The following is a 15,817-nucleotide window of genomic DNA, read 5'->3' on the forward strand; positions in this document are numbered from 1 at the left end:
TTGAAAAGGGGGAGCGTAAATTCCGCCGTTTTACTTTTATCAAAATGAAAAAATATCTGCTGCTAATGCTTCTTTTACCGGCAAAAATCTTCGCCCAGTCTGCTGGTCCTGCAAGTTTGGTCAATGTATTTTTAGGTTCTTCCGGAGATCATGGCCAGATGTCGCCTGCCGCTTCTTATCCGTTCAGTATGCTAAGCATCGGCCCGCAAACTTATCCGAATTTGCACATGGGTTATGAGCACAAGGCCAAAATATTTTTGGGTTTTACACACAACCGATTTGAAGGCGTGGGTTGCCAGGGCAGCGGCGGTAATATTTTGATCAAACCTTTTTTGGGAGATGGCCCGGCAAAATCAACTTTAATCAAAGTAAGCGAAAAGGCAAGCCCGGGTTTTTATGCGGTTGGTTTCAGCAACGGGATCAAAGCCGATTTTACTGTTTGCCAAAATAGCGGGATTGAAAAATATCAGTTTCCGGTAGCGGCACAAAAAGGTTTTTATATTGATTTGAGCCACAGTCTGGCCAATAGTTTTGTTGCCGAAAAACATGTGCTAAAAACAGCATCCGTTAGCGGTTGGGTTGATTCGCGCACAACCTGCAACGTGGGCACTTATCGTATTTATTACGAAATCAAATTTGATCAGCCGGTACAGATTTTGGAAGATCAAAATCACAAACTTCTAATAAAATTAAAACCGGACGCCGGGCAGGTACAATTAAATGTTGCCTTGTCTTCTGTAGATGAAAACCATGCAAATGCTTCTTTTACAAATGAAAATTTTGAACAGTTAAAAAATAAAAGCCAGCAGGGCTGGAACCAGGTTTTAAACCATATCCGGGTTAAAGGCAATGCGGAAAGGACCAAGTTGTTTTACTCGCTTTTATACCGCACTGTACAATCACCTTATTTGATTTCCGAGCCGGACGGAACATACCGGGCAACCAACGGCAGCTTGCAGCACACTAAAGATTCTGTTTACAACGGTTGGGCAATTTGGGACAATTACCGCACGCAATTACCGCTTTTATCGATACTTTTTCCTCAAAAATATCAAAACATCGCCAATTCCATCGCCAGCCTTTACCGCTTTGGTAAAAAAGATTATGCCACCCAGCACGAACCTTCCAATACGGTGCGGACAGAACATGCCATCGTTGTTTTGCTGGATGCTTACCGGAAAGGTTACAAGGTGGATTTTAAAAGCATCCAGGATTCGCTGGTCAAAGAAGTGGACCATCTGGATTACACCCATCCGGACAAGGCTTTAGAATCCAGTTACGATGCCTGGGCTTTGTCACAGATTTTAAAAATTACCGGACAGGATCAACGGAGCGAAAAGTATCTTCACCAGGCACTCGAATACAAAAAATACTGGAACAAAGATTTTAAAGATTTGTCAAAACCGGATATCGACCGGGTTTCGGCACGAGGGCTTTATCAGGGCACAATTATGCAATATCGCTGGTTTGTGCCTTTTGATGTAAAAGGTTTAATGGCTTTAATGGGTGGTGAAAAAGCTTATCTCGATCAGTTAACTGCTTTTTTTGAAGGCGATTATTACAATCATGCCAACGAACCGGATTTGCAGGCACCTTTAATGTTCAATGCTTCTGCAGCACCATGGAAATCACAGGATTGGATGCACAAACTCGCTGTAGATACCGTAATACAATATTATTTTAATGACAATAGCCGTGGGATCGATCCTTTTATTGATGTTATTTATCAAAACAAACCTGATGCTTACATCCGCACAATGGACGATGATGCTGGTGCCATGTCGGCCTGGTTTGTGTTTGCGGCATGTGGTTTTTCCCCAGCTTGTGTAGGTTGGGCGGTTTATTATTTAAACCTGCCTTTGTTCCAGGAAATAGATTTTAACTGGCCGGGAAACAAAAATTTTAAGGTTGAGGTTGAAAACTACGCCAACAATAAAAAGTACATAAAAGAAGCATTTTTGAACGGTAAAAAACTTGACCAAAACTGGATCACCCATCAGGAGATTTTAAAAGGCGGCAAATTGGTTTTGGTTGCTTCCGATCAGCCCAACACAGCATTTGGCGTAAATAATCTATGGGTTTCTGATATAAATAGTAAATGATATTGGCAATTTCCTGTCAATAAAAAACTTCTGCACAATGCTCTAAAACAAAGAAGCACCTGCTTTTCAACAGATGCTTCTTTTATCGCATAAAAATCAAAGTTTTTATTAGCTGAAAGACGGATGATCAATATCTGCATCTTCGCCTTCGGCACCTTCGCCCATTTTATTTTTAACGGCATCAACAGCTTTATCTTTCAAATTTGTGATCGCTTCTTTTCCCTGTTGTGCTTTATCGGCAACCGTGTTTCCAAACTCTTGCAAAGAAGTGCCCAAATTACTGCGGGTTTCAGTTCCTGCTTCCGGCGCAAATAAAATACCTAAAGCGGCACCAATTACAATACCGCCGATTAATGCAACGGCAACAGCTGCTGCATGTCCGCCGCCAACCTTGTCCTGTGCATATTTTTTAGCTTCAGATGAATAATCTTTGGCTTTATCTTTTGCAAAACTTTTTGCGTAACCTGCATAGTCTTTCGCATGATCTTTTGCATAACTTTTTGCCTGATCAGCATAGTCCTTTGCATGGTCTTTGGCATATTCTCTCGCTTGTTCGGCGTACTCTTTGGTCTTTTTCAACAAATCTTTTTTGATACTCATAGCTTTGTGTTTTTTTGTTTTAACAATGATTAGATTTATTAGTTTATTTTTTTTGACTTTTTTGGAAGAAATTAATTCCGTACAAAGCATGAAAATATTTTTGAAAAATGCAAAAGCCCAAAAATAAGCGATGAACAACGGTTATTTACACATCCGATCAACCGAAGCAATTTGGCTCAATCCGGATCAAAATGTTTTTACCGGTTTGAACAAAGTATGTATCTGGCGGATAAAAACTTCAGATTTTTTGTCTGAATCAGAAAGTTTTATGCTGATCTTAAATTTGGAGGAAACGGAAAGAATCCTTCGATACAAATCAGCAACCAACCGTAAAACAAGGATTATCAGTCGTGCAGTTTTACGGATTTTACTTGGAAGATATTTATCACTTGATCCGATTGAAATTATATTTGAATTGGATCTTCATAAAAAACCAGTCTTAAAAAATGCAAGTGATAAACCAATTCATTTTAATGTTTCGCATTCCGGGGATTGGATTTTGATTGCCGTGTCTGCAAATCCAATCGGAATTGATTTAGAACGCATCGATGCTTCTTTTACCTACCAAAATTTGCTGGATTTCAGTTTTGATATTGAAGAGAAAAGTTACATCCAAAAATCACGGTTTCCTGTAGAAACCTTTTATCAATTATGGACGCGTAAAGAAGCCTTATTAAAAGCAAACGGCAAAGGTTTGGTCGATGAATTGGATTTAATCCCAAGCTTGGATGGTTTGTATCAAAACCCGGACCAGTTGATAAACTCCGGTCAAAGCTGGGAAATCACAAGTTTCAGTATTGATGAAAACCACATTGGCAGTGCTGCTTTTATGCCGGTAAAAACAGCATTGCAATTTCTTAACTTTCAGCTTTGATTAAAAGTTGCGCCGTGCTGCGGCTCAGTTGTTCAAGCAAAATTGTTTTTCCTGCGGATAGTTCCTGCAACAAAGCAGGTTCATAATGCCGAATGGTGATCAGTTCTGTTTCCAGATTATACTTGTAATTAAAGTCCAATTTCAACTGTTGCAAAAGTGCTTCAAACTTACCGGTTTGATAATCGGTACAAAAAGTAAAACTTAAAGCCGAATTTTGGATCAAGTTTACTTTGATGTGCAAACCTGCCAGGATTTTATAAACTTCACTTAAATGCTTTTCGCTGACAAAAGAATGATCTTTTGCAAAAACGGAAACCAAAACCTGGTTGGGCTTAACAATAATAACCGGAACTTTTACCACGGATTCTTCCGCATTGATCACTGTTCCGCTTTCGCCAGGGTTTAAAAACGGTTTAACAAACAACAGGATATTGGCGTTTTGAAGCGGACGAATGGTTTTGGGGTGAATGATACTTGCGCCGTAATAGGCCATTTCCACCGCTTCTGCGTACGAAAGCTGATCAAACTTTACCATGTTTTGGTAGCGTTTGGGATCGGCATTGTACACACCGGCAACGTCTTTCCAAATTGTAACTGATGGTGCATTTAAGCACGATGCAAATATTGCTGCCGAATAATCCGAACCTTCTCGGCCCAAAGTTGTGGTAAAATTTTCCGAAGTCCCGCCCAGGAAACCTTGTGTAACCAACACCTCAGTTTGCAACATTATCGGAATATCCTGCCGGATAAGCGCGCAGGTTTTGTCAAAATCAACCAAAGCTTCGCGGTAATTATTATCTGTTTGGATGTATCCGCGCGCATCCAGCCATTTACTTTTGATGTTTATTTTGTTTAAATAAGAGGTTACAATCCTGGACGAAACCAACTCGCCGATGGATACAATTTGATCATAAATGAAATCCTGTCCATCCTGCGGTTCTTCTTCGATCATCCATTCAATTTCTACAAAAGTATTTTCAACTTCATCAAAAATTGGATGATCGGCATCAAACAATTCTATTAAAATTTGATGGTGATAAGCTTTTATTTCTGTAAAAACCACACGTAAATCTTTAGATTGATTTATGTAAGCAAAACTTAGTTTTTCGAGCGCATTGGTAGTTTTGCCCATTGCAGAAACTACAACAAGCAATCCGTCCTCGGCATAAAGTTTTACAATTTGGGCCAAATTTTGAACGGCAGCCGCGTCTTTTACAGAAGCACCGCCAAATTTAAAAACCTGCATACTGTTTTTATCGGGTTAAAATTGGATTTTTATTTTGAAGGGATTTGATCCAGGTCTGCTAAATCAAAACCCAAAAATTGTTCTTTGGAAAGCGAAACATTGATCCAGCTTCCGTCAAAACTTGCGTTTAGTTTTTTGTAAAAATCGATGGCCGGTTCGTTCCAGTCCAATACTTGCCAAAGCATCCCACTGAAACCTTTTTGCAATGCTTCTTTTATCAATGTTTTTATCAGCAAAGTCCCGATTTTATGGCCGCGATAAGCTTCAGTCACAATTAAATCTTCCAGGTACATGCGGCAGCCTTTCCAGGTAGAATAGCGCACGTAATACAACGCAAAGCCAACAATAAAACCGTCTGCTTCTGCTACAAAAGCTTTCCATACAGGGTTGTTTCCAAAACCGGCGTCTTCAAACTCTGCCAAAGTTACCGTAACTTCTTCGGGTGCTTTTTCAAACAAAGCCAACTCTGCAATCAGTTCCAGCAGGCGCGGGCAATCGGTTTTTATGGCTTCTCTTATCAATAATTCCATCAACTTTAATTGTTTTTCCAATGCGGGACAACGCGTTGCCCGAAAATCAAACTTCCAACCCGGATCATTGTGCTGCCTTCTTCGATTGCAATTTTATAATCACCGGACATTCCCATGGATAGTTCTTTAAAAGCATCTTCCTTGCGGAAATAACTCAATTTTATGCCATCAAAAAAAGTATGCAATTCATAAAACTCATCTTTTAATTGTTTCGGGTTTTCGGTATTGGTGGCAATTCCCATCAACCCGACAATGCGCACATGTTGCAAACTTGTAAATTCTTCTGATCGCAATAATTCTATCGCTTCATCAAAACCTAGCCCAAACTTGGTTTCTTCATCAGCAATATAAATCTGCAACAAACAATCTATGATCCGGTTATTTTTGGCGGCCTGCTTATCAATTTCCTGCAACAATTTGATACTATCAACCGAATGGATCAGGCTGATAAAAGGCGCAATGTATTTTACTTTGTTGGTTTGCAAGTGCCCGATCAAATGCCACTCAATATCTTTGGGCAGTTGATCGTATTTCTCAACCAGTTCCTGCACATTGTTCTCGCCAAAAACCCGTTGCCCGGCGTTGTAAGCTTCCAGTAAAACTGCTGCAGGTTTGGTTTTAGAAACGGCAATCAGCTTAACATTACCATCGCCAATTTCTTTTTTTAAGTTGTTGATATTATCTGCAATGCTCATTAATGCGTAAATTTGAATAAAATTGGTGCAAAACTACACAATGCGATTTTATAAAAACCTGTTTTCTTTAGCGTTGCTTTTTTTGACCGCCTGCAATCATGAACCGAAACCAGACAACCTGATTGACCAGGACCAATTTACATCGCTTTTGGTGGACATGCATCTGGCAGACGGTTATTTAAGCACAAAATCCCAAGTGCCGGACACGCTTGCTTTTCGCGGAAATGGCTTGTATGCAGCGGTTTTTAAAAGGCATCAGGTTGATTCTGCCGCATTTAGAAAAAGTTATCAGTATTATGCTGTGCATCTGGAGCAAATGGGCGAAATTTATACCACAGTTTTAAAAACGCTGACGGCCAAAAACGATTCGATCACCAAAAAACTTGCCGCAGAAGAGATGCAACGGAGCAGGCTTGCCGCAGATTCCACAAAAAAAGCTTACAAAACTGATTCTGCCAAACGTGCCGTTAAACAGGATTCTGCCCAAAAAACAGCAGCTAAAAAAAGCATTACAAAACCAGTTGCAAACCACAAATAATTTGAATGATTTATCCTAAAAATAGCGAAGATAAACTGGGTTTTACCGAGATAAAGCAACTGATCAAAGCCAAATGCCTAAGTATAATGGGCCAGGAAATGGTTGATAAAATCCAGGTAATGATCAACTTCGATCAAATACAGAAGTTTTTACGGCAAACAGCCGAGTTTAAAAGTATTTTAATGGGCGATACGGCATTGCCCATCAGTAACTTTCATGACCTAAAAACGCTGGCAAAAAAAGCACGGCTGGAAGGTGCGTTTTTATCGGAAGATGAATTTTTCCAGGTTCAGCAATCACTGATGACCGTTTTTGCTGTGCTGGCTTATTTTAATGACCGCGCCGGGTTGTACCCAAATCTGGAAGCTTTGTTTGAGCATTTGCCGATCGAGAAAAATATTTTAAAAGCAATCGACCAAATTTTAGACACGAAAGGAAAAATCAGGCCGAATGCCTCGCGCGAGTTGCAAGACATTACTTCTGCCATTGCACAGGCAGAGCAGGCGGCGCGCAAAACCATCGAACAAATTTTTAAAAACGCCGGCAATAACGGCTGGACGGCAGACGGATCGTTAACGGTTCGCGACGGAAGGTTGTGTATCCCGCTTTTGGCCGAAAATAAACGCAAACTAAAAGGTTTTATCCATGATGAATCTTCTTCCGGGCAAACGGTTTATATGGAGCCGGAAGAGGTTTTTACGCTAAACAATAAAGTACGCGACCTGGAATTTGACCGGCGGCGGGAAATCATCAAAATCCTGACTTTGCTGACGGATGAATTGCGGCCGTATGTCCCGATTTTGATTTCGTATCACGGTTTGCTCACCAAACTGGATTTTGTACGTGCAAAAGCTTTGTTTGCTTTGGATTTGGAAGCCGAAATGCCGGTTTTGGTGCCTGAAATGCGTGTTAACCTGATTAATGCGAGCCATCCATTGCTTCTTTTATCATACAAAAATGAGCAAAAAAGTGTGGTGCCGTTAAATATCAGGATTGATGAAACCGACCGGATTATTGTGGTTTCCGGTCCGAATGCCGGTGGAAAATCAGTTTGTATGAAAACGGTTGGTTTGCTGCAACTGATGGTTCAGGCCGGATTATTGATCCCGGCGGCAGAGCAAAGTGAAGTTGGCGTTTTCAGGCAGGTTTTTTCGGATATTGGCGATGATCAATCTATCGAAAGCGATTTGAGCACGTACAGTGCACATTTGTCTAAAATGAAATATTTTGTGGAATTTGCCGACAGTAAAACGCTGGTTTTGATTGACGAGTTCGGCACCGGCACCGATCCGCAATTTGGTGGTCCGATTGCAGAAGCAGTGCTGGAATCGCTCAACCAAAAGAAAGTAAAAGGCGTAATTACCACGCATTATTCAAACCTGAAACTTTTTGCGAGCGATACCGGCGGACTGGAAAATGCTTCGATGCTGTTTGATAATCTGCAGTTGCGGCCCTTGTATATTCTGGAAGTTGGAAAGCCCGGAAGTTCCTATGCATTTGAAATTGCGCAGAAAATCGGTTTGCCGCATTACGTGATCAACTCGGCCAAAAACAAAATCGGCGTAAACCAGAAAAAAGTGGACACGCTTTTGGTTGATCTGGAGCGTGACAAAAAAGAAGTGCTGGACACCAAACTTAATCTGCAAAAACAGGAACGGAAAGCCGGGATTTTGCTTCGGGAAAATGAAGAACTGAAAAAATATCTGGAGGAAAACAAAAAAGAACTGATCCGCGAAGCCAAAAAAGAGGCGAAAACGATTATTCAGGATGCTAACCGTTTGGTGGAAAACACCATTTCGGAGATCAAAAGCAGTCAGGCAGATAAAGAAATTACCCGAAACCTCCGCGAAAACCTGAACAAAGAATTACAAAAAAATACCGTTAAGCCCGAAATTATACCGGTAAAAGAAGCACCGGACCTGCAGGTTGGCGATTGGGTAAAACTAATTGATTCTGAAACGATTGGCCAGGTGATTGAGTTGGCGCGCGACAATGTGATTATCGCGATCGGGGATTTGCGGACGGTTGCCAAGCGCAAAAAAGTACAGAAAATCGCCAAAAAAGAAGTGCCGAAAGAGATCAGGAAATCTTACAATTCGGCTTTAAATGATACGGCAGGTTTTTTTCCGGAGATTGATGTGCGCGGAAAACGAGGTGAAGAATCATTATACGAAATTGAAAAATATTTGGACCGCGCAATTATGATGGGCGTGAACAGCCTGAAAATCATCCACGGAAAAGGCGACGGGATTTTGCGGAAACTGATACGCGATTACTTGAAAAAATATGCCGAGGTGAGCCACATGGAAGATGAGCACGCCGATAGAGGAGGAGACGGGATTACTTATGTTTATTTAAAATAAATTGCTGACAATCAATATTTTAGGTGATAAAAGAAGCATTTACCTTTTTTGGGTATTTTTAAAGCGTTTGCTTTTTTTGTATTTTTTGGCAGCACTATTTAAAAAGATAACTTCCGGGCGGGTTTTTAAGTAAAACATGCAATTAATTTAATATCAAAAACTTGTATTATTCAACAGCACTCAACGGATCAGATCTTCCTGCAAAAACATTGTGTTTGACATTTGATGACGGCCCCGGCCAGCATACATTGCCAATTGCCAGGTTTTTGGCTGAACATCAAATCCGTGCTACATTTTTTGTGGTTGGAAAGTATGCTTTTCATCACCCCGAAATTTTGGCCGGACTGAAAGCCATGAACCATATCATCGGAAACCATACTTACGATCATCCGGACATGCCGGTTTATTTGTCGGTTGATGGCGATGTGACCGATCAGGTTTTGCGCACAGATGTATTGATTAAACCTTACGTTGCCGATGTGGTTTATTTCAGGCCGCCATACGGAAAATGGTCTAAAGAAGTTACTAATGAACTGAACCAGAGTATGTTGACCGCTAATCATGTTGGCCCGATCCATTGGGAAATTGCCGGGATAGATTGCTATTACTGGTTTAACAACTGGCCGGTTGCAGATGCGGCAAAACGGTATCTGGATGATATTGAACAGCAACAACGCGGCATTGTGGTGATGCACGATGACATAGCTGACATGGATGTGGTGAAAGCAAAAAACCAAACTTTGCAATTGCTGCAAATCCTGATCCCGCAACTGCTGGAGCGCGGGTTTCAGTTTGTTGGTTTGGATGAAATTTCATCGGTAAAAGAAGCATCGGCACAAAAAGATTCGTTCACGCTGCAAAACCGCAATGGCAAATATCTTTCTTTAAACAATCAGGATCAAATGTTTGCAAACGGCCAGCCTGAAAACCCGCAAAACAGGCTGCAATTTCAGGATTTAGGTTATGGTAAAATTGCCATCAAAGCCAGCAATCAATTGTATTGGAGCATTGTCGGTGAAGCAGGTTTGTTATCGGCCAAAAGCACCGCAATTGCACCGGAAGAAACTTTTGACCTGATCAACGTAAGCAAAAATAAGTTGATGCTGCGTGCCGCCAACGGCAATTATTTAACGATAGAAAAAAGCGGAATTGTAAGTTCATCAGCCAAATACATGCGGCAGGCAGAAGTGTTCCGGTATGCAAGCCATAACAATTTTGTAAAAAATAAAGTTACTTTGCAGCAGCGTTTTCAGTTGTTTAAAAAGCAGGTTTTGTTCATCAAATCCAAGTTGCAGCAAAAGCTTTAATTTAAAATTTAAGTTGAGATATTTTTTCCATATTGCTTATCTTGGAACGGCTTACAGTGGCTGGCAAAAACATCCGAACACTACAACTGTACAACAGGTTTTAGAAACCAAACTGGCACAGGTTTTAAAAGTTAAAGTTGCAATTAACGGTTGTGGCCGAACGGATGCCGGTGTACATGCAAGTCAGTTTTTCTTTCATGCTGATCTGGAAATTTCTACTGTTGAAGAATTACTTTTCCGTATAAACAAAGCATTGCCTCCGGATATTTCTGTTTTCGATATCATCCCGGTAGAGGAAAAAGCACATGCCCGTTTTGATGCTTATTTACGCACTTACAATTATTTTATCCATACCTATAAAAACCCTTTTATTAACCATACAAGCTCTTTTTACCGGTTAAAAAACACGGACTTGGACAAAATGCAGCAGGCCTTACAACTGCTTTTGTTGTATGATGATTATAAAGGTTTTTGTACAAGTCCGGCAAAGTACGAACATACCATTTGCAAAATCAGGGAGGTAAAGTTGTATTTCGATGCAAGTGAAAAACATTTACAAGTACAAGTTTCGGCCAACCGTTTTTTAAGTAAAATGATCCGGATAATTGTAGGAAATTTACTCAAAATCGGGACAGGAAATTTGAGTTTCGATGAATTTGAACATTATTTAATCAGCGGTACAACACCAGCAATTTTGGATTTGGCTTATCCGCAGGGTTTACATCTTTCTAAAGTTGATTATCCGTATCTAAACCTTCCTAATCAAACAAAATAATCAATTCCAAATTTTACCCGATAAAAGAAGCATTGTTAAAACCACAAAAGCTGTTTTTATCTGCCTAAACTTTAAGTACAATATCTTTTACCATTTCATCCAGTTCTGCTGCGCTTTGTTTCAGCATTGATACTAAAGCATTGTTTGTATCTGCTTGTTCTGTATATTCCAGCATTTCTACCAAACCAATAATATTGGCCAGCGGCCTGCGCACCAGGTGAGATTGGCTGTAGGCAATTTCGTGTAACGTTTTTTCTTTGGTAGATATAATTTCGCCGGCTTCAGATAAGCTGTTGTTTAAGCTTTCCACTTTTAGTTCCTGCTTTTTTTTATGTTCATTGATGTTGGTGCAAGAGCCAAACCACATTTCGATATGTCCGGCATCGTTTTTATAAGGTACTGCGCGGACTAAAAACCATTCGTATTGATCTGATTGTTTTTTCAATAAAACTTCTGCTTCAAACTTTTCGCCGCGTTGTACAGATTGTGCCCAGCTTCTAAAAATTTTGTTGCAATGTTTTTGATGGATGATATGCAGCAAGGCAGTTTTTCGCGGAACAGCATCGGTATGGGTAAAATACTCAAAAAAACGCTCGTTCATAAAATTTACGTTCCCGTTGGCCAGTGCCGTCCAGATAATTTCCGGGATAATGTTTGATAACGATTCAAAACGTTTCCGTTCCTCTTCGGCCATTTTTTTCGATCTTAAAAGTTCGGATTCGTATTCCTTCCGATCGGTTATTTTTAAAATCGTAGCATGTACGGCAACTGTTTTGCCATCTTCGCCTTTAATCCCGCAAGCGTTAAAAAGGCAGGGAAACGCATCACCGTTTTTTACGGCAACATCAAAATTAATTTCGTTTAAAAACCCCTGGCGGTTCAGTAATGACAACACTACCATTTGGTAATACATTTTTCCGCCAACGGTAATCAAATCCTGAAACCTTTTTTGGTTTATAACTTCTTCGCGATCCAATCCGATCCAATCAAGCAGTGTTTGGTTGATGCAGAAAATGTGCTTTCCTGGATAAAAAGAAAGATGGCCGCAAGGCGAGTTATCGTACAAATAAGTTGTATTGCTGAGCAGGTTTTCGTGGCCGGGATCAAATATTTCCATGATTTTTGCTGAAAATCAATTCAAAATATAATCATTTATCACTCTTATCACTACATCCGGCGCACTTATATGCGGGCAATGGCCGGTTGTGTTTATTTCCAGGTAAGTATTTTTGGGTGTGTGCTGATTGATATACCGGCCTGCAGTTTCCGGTGCCATCACATCGTCTGCGCATTGCAGGGTGATGCTTGGGACCGTCATTTTAGATAGCATTGCCCTTGTATCGGACAAAAGGGTAACGCGGGCAAAATTTTGGGAAATGGAAGGTTCTGCAGCGCAAAAGCTTTCTACCAGTTCTTCCTGGTTTTCCGGCGATGTTTTTTCGCCCATAATTGATGGTGCCAAAGCCCTGGAAAACCCTAAATAATTGTTGTCCAGCATTTCAAACAGCGCATCAAGGTCGCTTCTGTCCATCCCGCCGATGTAACCATTTTCATGATCGTTTAAATAACGGGCAGAAGGGCCTAAAAACACCATTTTTTTGAAATATTCCGGTTTTTCCAGCGCAGCCAGAAGACCGATCATCCCGCTGACCGAATGGCCGACATAAATTATCTGGTGTAAACCCAACGCTTCGCAAATAGCTAAAACATCCTGTGCAAACCCGCTAAGTGAACTGTACAACTCTGCCCGGAATTGTGAATGATCGGAGTTTCCTGATCCTACATAATCAAACAAAACCACCCGGTATTTTTCGGTAAAAGCGTTTAAAACGTATTTCCAAGCGGTTTGATCGCCACCAAAACCATGTGCAAACAAAATCGTCTGTTCACCGCTGCCATAAATTTTTACGTTGTTTCTTTTAAGGATATCAGTCATTCAAATAGTATAATTTATTTTAAACAACCATTTATACGATGCCTTCGCTGCAAAGATTCGCAACTACGCCAGGATTAATACGTATTTTATTCCATAAAAAAGCCGATATATACCTATCGGCCCCAAATTTATCCCATAAAAAATGCATTCAACTATTCTGCAATTATTTTAGTGTCCACGTTTCCGCGTGTTGCTTTAGAGTACGGGCAACCTTTATGTGCAGCATCGGCCAGTTTTTGTGCTTTTTCCACTTCAATTCCCGGGATGTGCACATGCAGCGCTGCTGATAGCGCATAAGAAGTAGCACTTTCCTGGTTAAAACTTACGTGCACATCTACTGTTGCTTCACTCACATCCACATTATCCCGCTTGCCAACCGATCCTAATGCGCCAAGATAGCAGCTTCCCCAGGCAGCGGCAAACAACAATTCCGGGTTGGCATAACCGGCCTCGCCGCCCATTTCTGCCGGTTTTTTCAGTTCCAGATCAATTACGCCATCATTTGATTTTACGATGCCTTCGCGGCCGCCTTTTGCAGTTACCACTGCGGTATATAATGTTTCCATTTTGTTTGTTTTGCAGGATAACCCATTGTGCAAAACTTTTGTTTGCAATCAACGAAACAAATTGCTAAAAATATTAGTATATTAGCCATATGAACAATGACCGGATCCGCGAAAAGCTTTCCATTTTGGCCGATGCCGCCAAATATGATGTTTCCTGTGCTTCCAGCGGAAGCAAGCGCAAAAACGAAAATAAAGGTTTGGGCGATGCCAGCAACGGCATTTGCCATACTTATACCGAGGACGGCCGATGTGTTTCGCTGCTGAAAATCCTGCTGACCAACCATTGCATTTTTGATTGTGCATACTGCGTTTCCCGAAAAAGCAACGACATTAAGCGCGCTGCTTTTACCGTGCAGGAAGTGGTGGATTTGACCATGAACTTTTACCGGCGTAATTATATAGAAGGTTTATTTTTGAGTTCCGGGATTTTTAAAGATGCCGATTATACGATGGAACGGCTGGTCCGCATCGCCAAAAAACTGCGGACGGAGCATAAGTTTAACGGCTACATCCACCTCAAATCTATTCCCGGAGCAAGTGATGAACTGATGCAGGAAGCCGGTTTATATGCTGATCGGCTCAGCGTAAACCTCGAACTGCCAACCGAAGCCGGATTAAAACTGCTCGCACCAGACAAAAACCAGAAGGACATGATCAAGCCGATGAATTTCATCAAAAACGAGATCATCCTCCGCAAAGAAGAAAAACAGCTGTTTAAAAAAGCACCGCTGTTTGTGCCTGCCGGCCAAAGCACGCAAATGGTGATCGGTGCCACGCCGGAAAACGACCGGCAGATATTATATACGGCCAATCATTTTTACAATTCCTTCAACTTGAAACGCGTTTATTACTCTGGTTATGTGCCGGTTAGCAATGATAACCGTTTGCCGGGCTTAAGTACCGCCGTGCCAATGGTGCGCGAAAACCGCTTGTACCAGGCTGATTGGCTGATGCGTTTTTACGGTTTTAACGTGCAGGAAATTGTTGATCGGCAAAACCCGCACCTGGATTTGGACATCGACCCGAAACTAAGCTGGGCGATCCGCAATTTGCAGCATTTTCCGATTGATATCAACAAAGCGGATTTGCAACTGATTTTGCGCGTTCCGGGCATTGGTGTTCAATCGGCACAAAAAATTGTAAGCGGCCGCAAATTTGGCAAACTTAACTGGGAACATTTGAAATCAATGGGTATCGCGATAAACCGGGCGCGTTATTTTATCACCTGCAACAGTCGCGAATTTGAACGGCGGGAACTGTCGGGCACCAAAATCAAGCAGTTTATCCTGGCCGAATCTCAGAGCAAATACCTTAAACAAAAGCCTAATCAGCTAAGCCTTTTTTAAGATGACCACTTTAGTTTACGATGGCACATTTGAAGGTTTGCTGACGGTAGTTTTTGAGGTTTACGAACACAAATTATTTCAGGTAAAAATTTGTACCGAAAGCAAACTGCAGCCCAATTTTTTTGATGATAAAAGAAGCATTACCTCGGACACGGCCAAAGCCAACCGCGTGCTCAAAGGTTTGATGCAACAACTTTCGGCAGGTGGCGTGCAGCGTTTGTATGCCGCACATTTAGCAGAGTTGGATGGCGAGGAAGAAAATCTGCTCGGTTTTATCCGTTACGCTTTTAGCAGCAAAGGAGCGGTAGAGGAAGATTTCGGCAATAAATACGTGATCCGTTTAAACGACACGCTAAAAAAAGTACGGCGTGAAAAGCACCGGATGGAAGCTTTTATCCGGTTTCAAAAAATGGCCGATGGTATTTTTTATGCTTCCGTTGAGCCTGATTTTAATGTTTTGCCGTTGATCCTGACGCATTTTAAAAACCGTTATGCCGACCAGAAATGGATTATTTATGACATCCGCAGAGGTTATGGCCTGTATTATGATTTGCACGAAGTGGATTTTATACAGATGGATTTTGCTTCGGGCAGGCCGCAGGGCAAAAACATTATTTCTTCTTATTCTGAAGATGAAACGCTTTATCAGGCCTTGTGGAAAGATTATTTTAAACACGTAAACATACCGGCACGAAAAAACACAAAGTTGCATTTGCAGCACGTGCCAAAACGTTACTGGAAACATTTAACAGAGAAGTTTTAGGCCGATAAAAACCTGTTTAAAAAGTTTTTGTCCAATCTGTTTTTTATACTTTTTTATCCTGTAAAAAATGGAAATTTCCATGCTTCTTTTATTGGCCTAAAATTGGAAAAGAAAGATCTATGGCCATAAAAGAAGCACGGTGATTTTTTTCGACATCAATTTAAACAGTTCTTAAT

At 41.1% G+C, this 15,817-nt stretch carries 15 protein-coding genes; 8 read left to right on the plus strand and 7 right to left on the minus strand.

The window, feature by feature from the left end:
• Positions 1 to 44: 44 nt before the first annotated feature.
• Positions 45 to 2,102, plus strand: a complete 2,058-nt coding sequence (locus tag ACOFKR_RS08510) for a glycoside hydrolase domain-containing protein (protein ID WP_419803594.1) — start codon at positions 45 to 47, stop codon at positions 2,100 to 2,102.
• 108 nt (positions 2,103 to 2,210) lie between these two features.
• Here the strand turns inward: ACOFKR_RS08510 and ACOFKR_RS08515 are convergent, their stop codons facing one another.
• Positions 2,211 to 2,702 (minus strand): YtxH domain-containing protein, encoded by a 492-nt coding sequence (locus tag ACOFKR_RS08515; RefSeq protein ID WP_419803595.1) that lies wholly within the window; start codon positions 2,700 to 2,702, stop codon positions 2,211 to 2,213.
• 130 nt (positions 2,703 to 2,832) lie between these two features.
• Here ACOFKR_RS08515 and ACOFKR_RS08520 point away from each other — a divergent pair, with 130 nt between their 5' ends.
• Positions 2,833 to 3,576: a 4'-phosphopantetheinyl transferase family protein gene (locus tag ACOFKR_RS08520; protein WP_419803596.1), complete on the plus strand. Its 744-nt coding sequence runs from the start codon at positions 2,833 to 2,835 to the stop codon at positions 3,574 to 3,576.
• Here ACOFKR_RS08520 and ACOFKR_RS08525 read toward each other — a convergent pair.
• From ACOFKR_RS08525 to ACOFKR_RS08535, 3 genes are read right to left on the minus strand one after another with little or no spacing between them, the layout of a single operon-like run.
• Complete coding sequence (locus ACOFKR_RS08525) at positions 3,560 to 4,822, minus strand: aspartate kinase (RefSeq protein WP_419803597.1); 1,263 nt, start codon at positions 4,820 to 4,822, stop codon at positions 3,560 to 3,562. The two genes, ACOFKR_RS08520 and ACOFKR_RS08525, sit on opposite strands and share 17 nt — an antisense overlap.
• A 29-nt stretch (positions 4,823 to 4,851) precedes the next feature.
• On the minus strand, positions 4,852 to 5,352 hold the full coding sequence (locus tag ACOFKR_RS08530; protein WP_419803598.1) for an N-acetyltransferase family protein: 501 nt from the start codon (positions 5,350 to 5,352) through the stop codon (positions 4,852 to 4,854).
• 5 nt (positions 5,353 to 5,357) lie between these two features.
• Positions 5,358 to 6,047 (minus strand): YggS family pyridoxal phosphate-dependent enzyme, encoded by a 690-nt coding sequence (locus ACOFKR_RS08535; RefSeq protein ID WP_419800379.1) that lies wholly within the window; start codon positions 6,045 to 6,047, stop codon positions 5,358 to 5,360.
• Between the two features lie 40 nt (positions 6,048 to 6,087).
• Between ACOFKR_RS08535 and ACOFKR_RS08540 the strand changes: the two genes are divergently transcribed.
• The 4 genes from ACOFKR_RS08540 (at position 6,088) to truA (ending at position 11,030) form a co-directional block, all read left to right on the plus strand.
• Positions 6,088 to 6,585, plus strand: coding sequence for a DUF4296 domain-containing protein (locus tag ACOFKR_RS08540; RefSeq protein ID WP_419800380.1), 498 nt, complete (start codon positions 6,088 to 6,090; stop codon positions 6,583 to 6,585).
• A gap of 5 nt (positions 6,586 to 6,590) precedes the next feature.
• On the plus strand, positions 6,591 to 8,948 hold the full coding sequence (locus ACOFKR_RS08545; protein WP_419800381.1) for an endonuclease MutS2: 2,358 nt from the start codon (positions 6,591 to 6,593) through the stop codon (positions 8,946 to 8,948).
• A 161-nt stretch (positions 8,949 to 9,109) separates the two neighbouring features.
• Positions 9,110 to 10,255 (plus strand): polysaccharide deacetylase family protein, encoded by a 1,146-nt coding sequence (locus ACOFKR_RS08550; RefSeq protein ID WP_419800382.1) that lies wholly within the window; start codon positions 9,110 to 9,112, stop codon positions 10,253 to 10,255.
• 13 nt (positions 10,256 to 10,268) lie between these two features.
• Entirely contained in the window at positions 10,269 to 11,030 is a 762-nt protein-coding gene (truA, locus tag ACOFKR_RS08555; protein ID WP_419800383.1) for a tRNA pseudouridine(38-40) synthase TruA, read from the plus strand.
• A gap of 64 nt (positions 11,031 to 11,094) precedes the next feature.
• Here the strand turns inward: truA and ACOFKR_RS08560 are convergent, their stop codons facing one another.
• From ACOFKR_RS08560 to ACOFKR_RS08570, 3 genes are all read right to left on the minus strand, one after another.
• Positions 11,095 to 12,147 (minus strand): PAS domain S-box protein, encoded by a 1,053-nt coding sequence (locus ACOFKR_RS08560; RefSeq protein ID WP_419800384.1) that lies wholly within the window; start codon positions 12,145 to 12,147, stop codon positions 11,095 to 11,097.
• A gap of 15 nt (positions 12,148 to 12,162) precedes the next feature.
• A complete protein-coding gene (locus tag ACOFKR_RS08565; RefSeq protein WP_419800385.1) occupies positions 12,163 to 12,966 on the minus strand; it encodes an alpha/beta fold hydrolase in 804 nt (267 codons plus the stop codon).
• A 152-nt stretch (positions 12,967 to 13,118) separates the two neighbouring features.
• Entirely contained in the window at positions 13,119 to 13,532 is a 414-nt protein-coding gene (locus ACOFKR_RS08570) for an Ohr family peroxiredoxin (protein ID WP_419800386.1), read from the minus strand.
• A gap of 89 nt (positions 13,533 to 13,621) precedes the next feature.
• On the opposite strand from ACOFKR_RS08570, the gene ACOFKR_RS08575 reads away from it, so the two are divergent.
• Together ACOFKR_RS08575 and ACOFKR_RS08580 are read left to right on the plus strand one after the other, a co-directional pair.
• Complete coding sequence (locus ACOFKR_RS08575) at positions 13,622 to 14,878, plus strand: putative DNA modification/repair radical SAM protein (protein ID WP_419800387.1); 1,257 nt, start codon at positions 13,622 to 13,624, stop codon at positions 14,876 to 14,878.
• 1 nt (position 14,879) lies between these two features.
• Positions 14,880 to 15,641 (plus strand): TIGR03915 family putative DNA repair protein, encoded by a 762-nt coding sequence (locus ACOFKR_RS08580; protein WP_419800388.1) that lies wholly within the window; start codon positions 14,880 to 14,882, stop codon positions 15,639 to 15,641.
• Positions 15,642 to 15,817 lie beyond the last annotated feature (176 nt).

It is taken from the genome of Mucilaginibacter sp., assembly GCF_965201005.1.
GTDB lineage: Bacteria > Bacteroidota > Bacteroidia > Sphingobacteriales > Sphingobacteriaceae > Mucilaginibacter_A.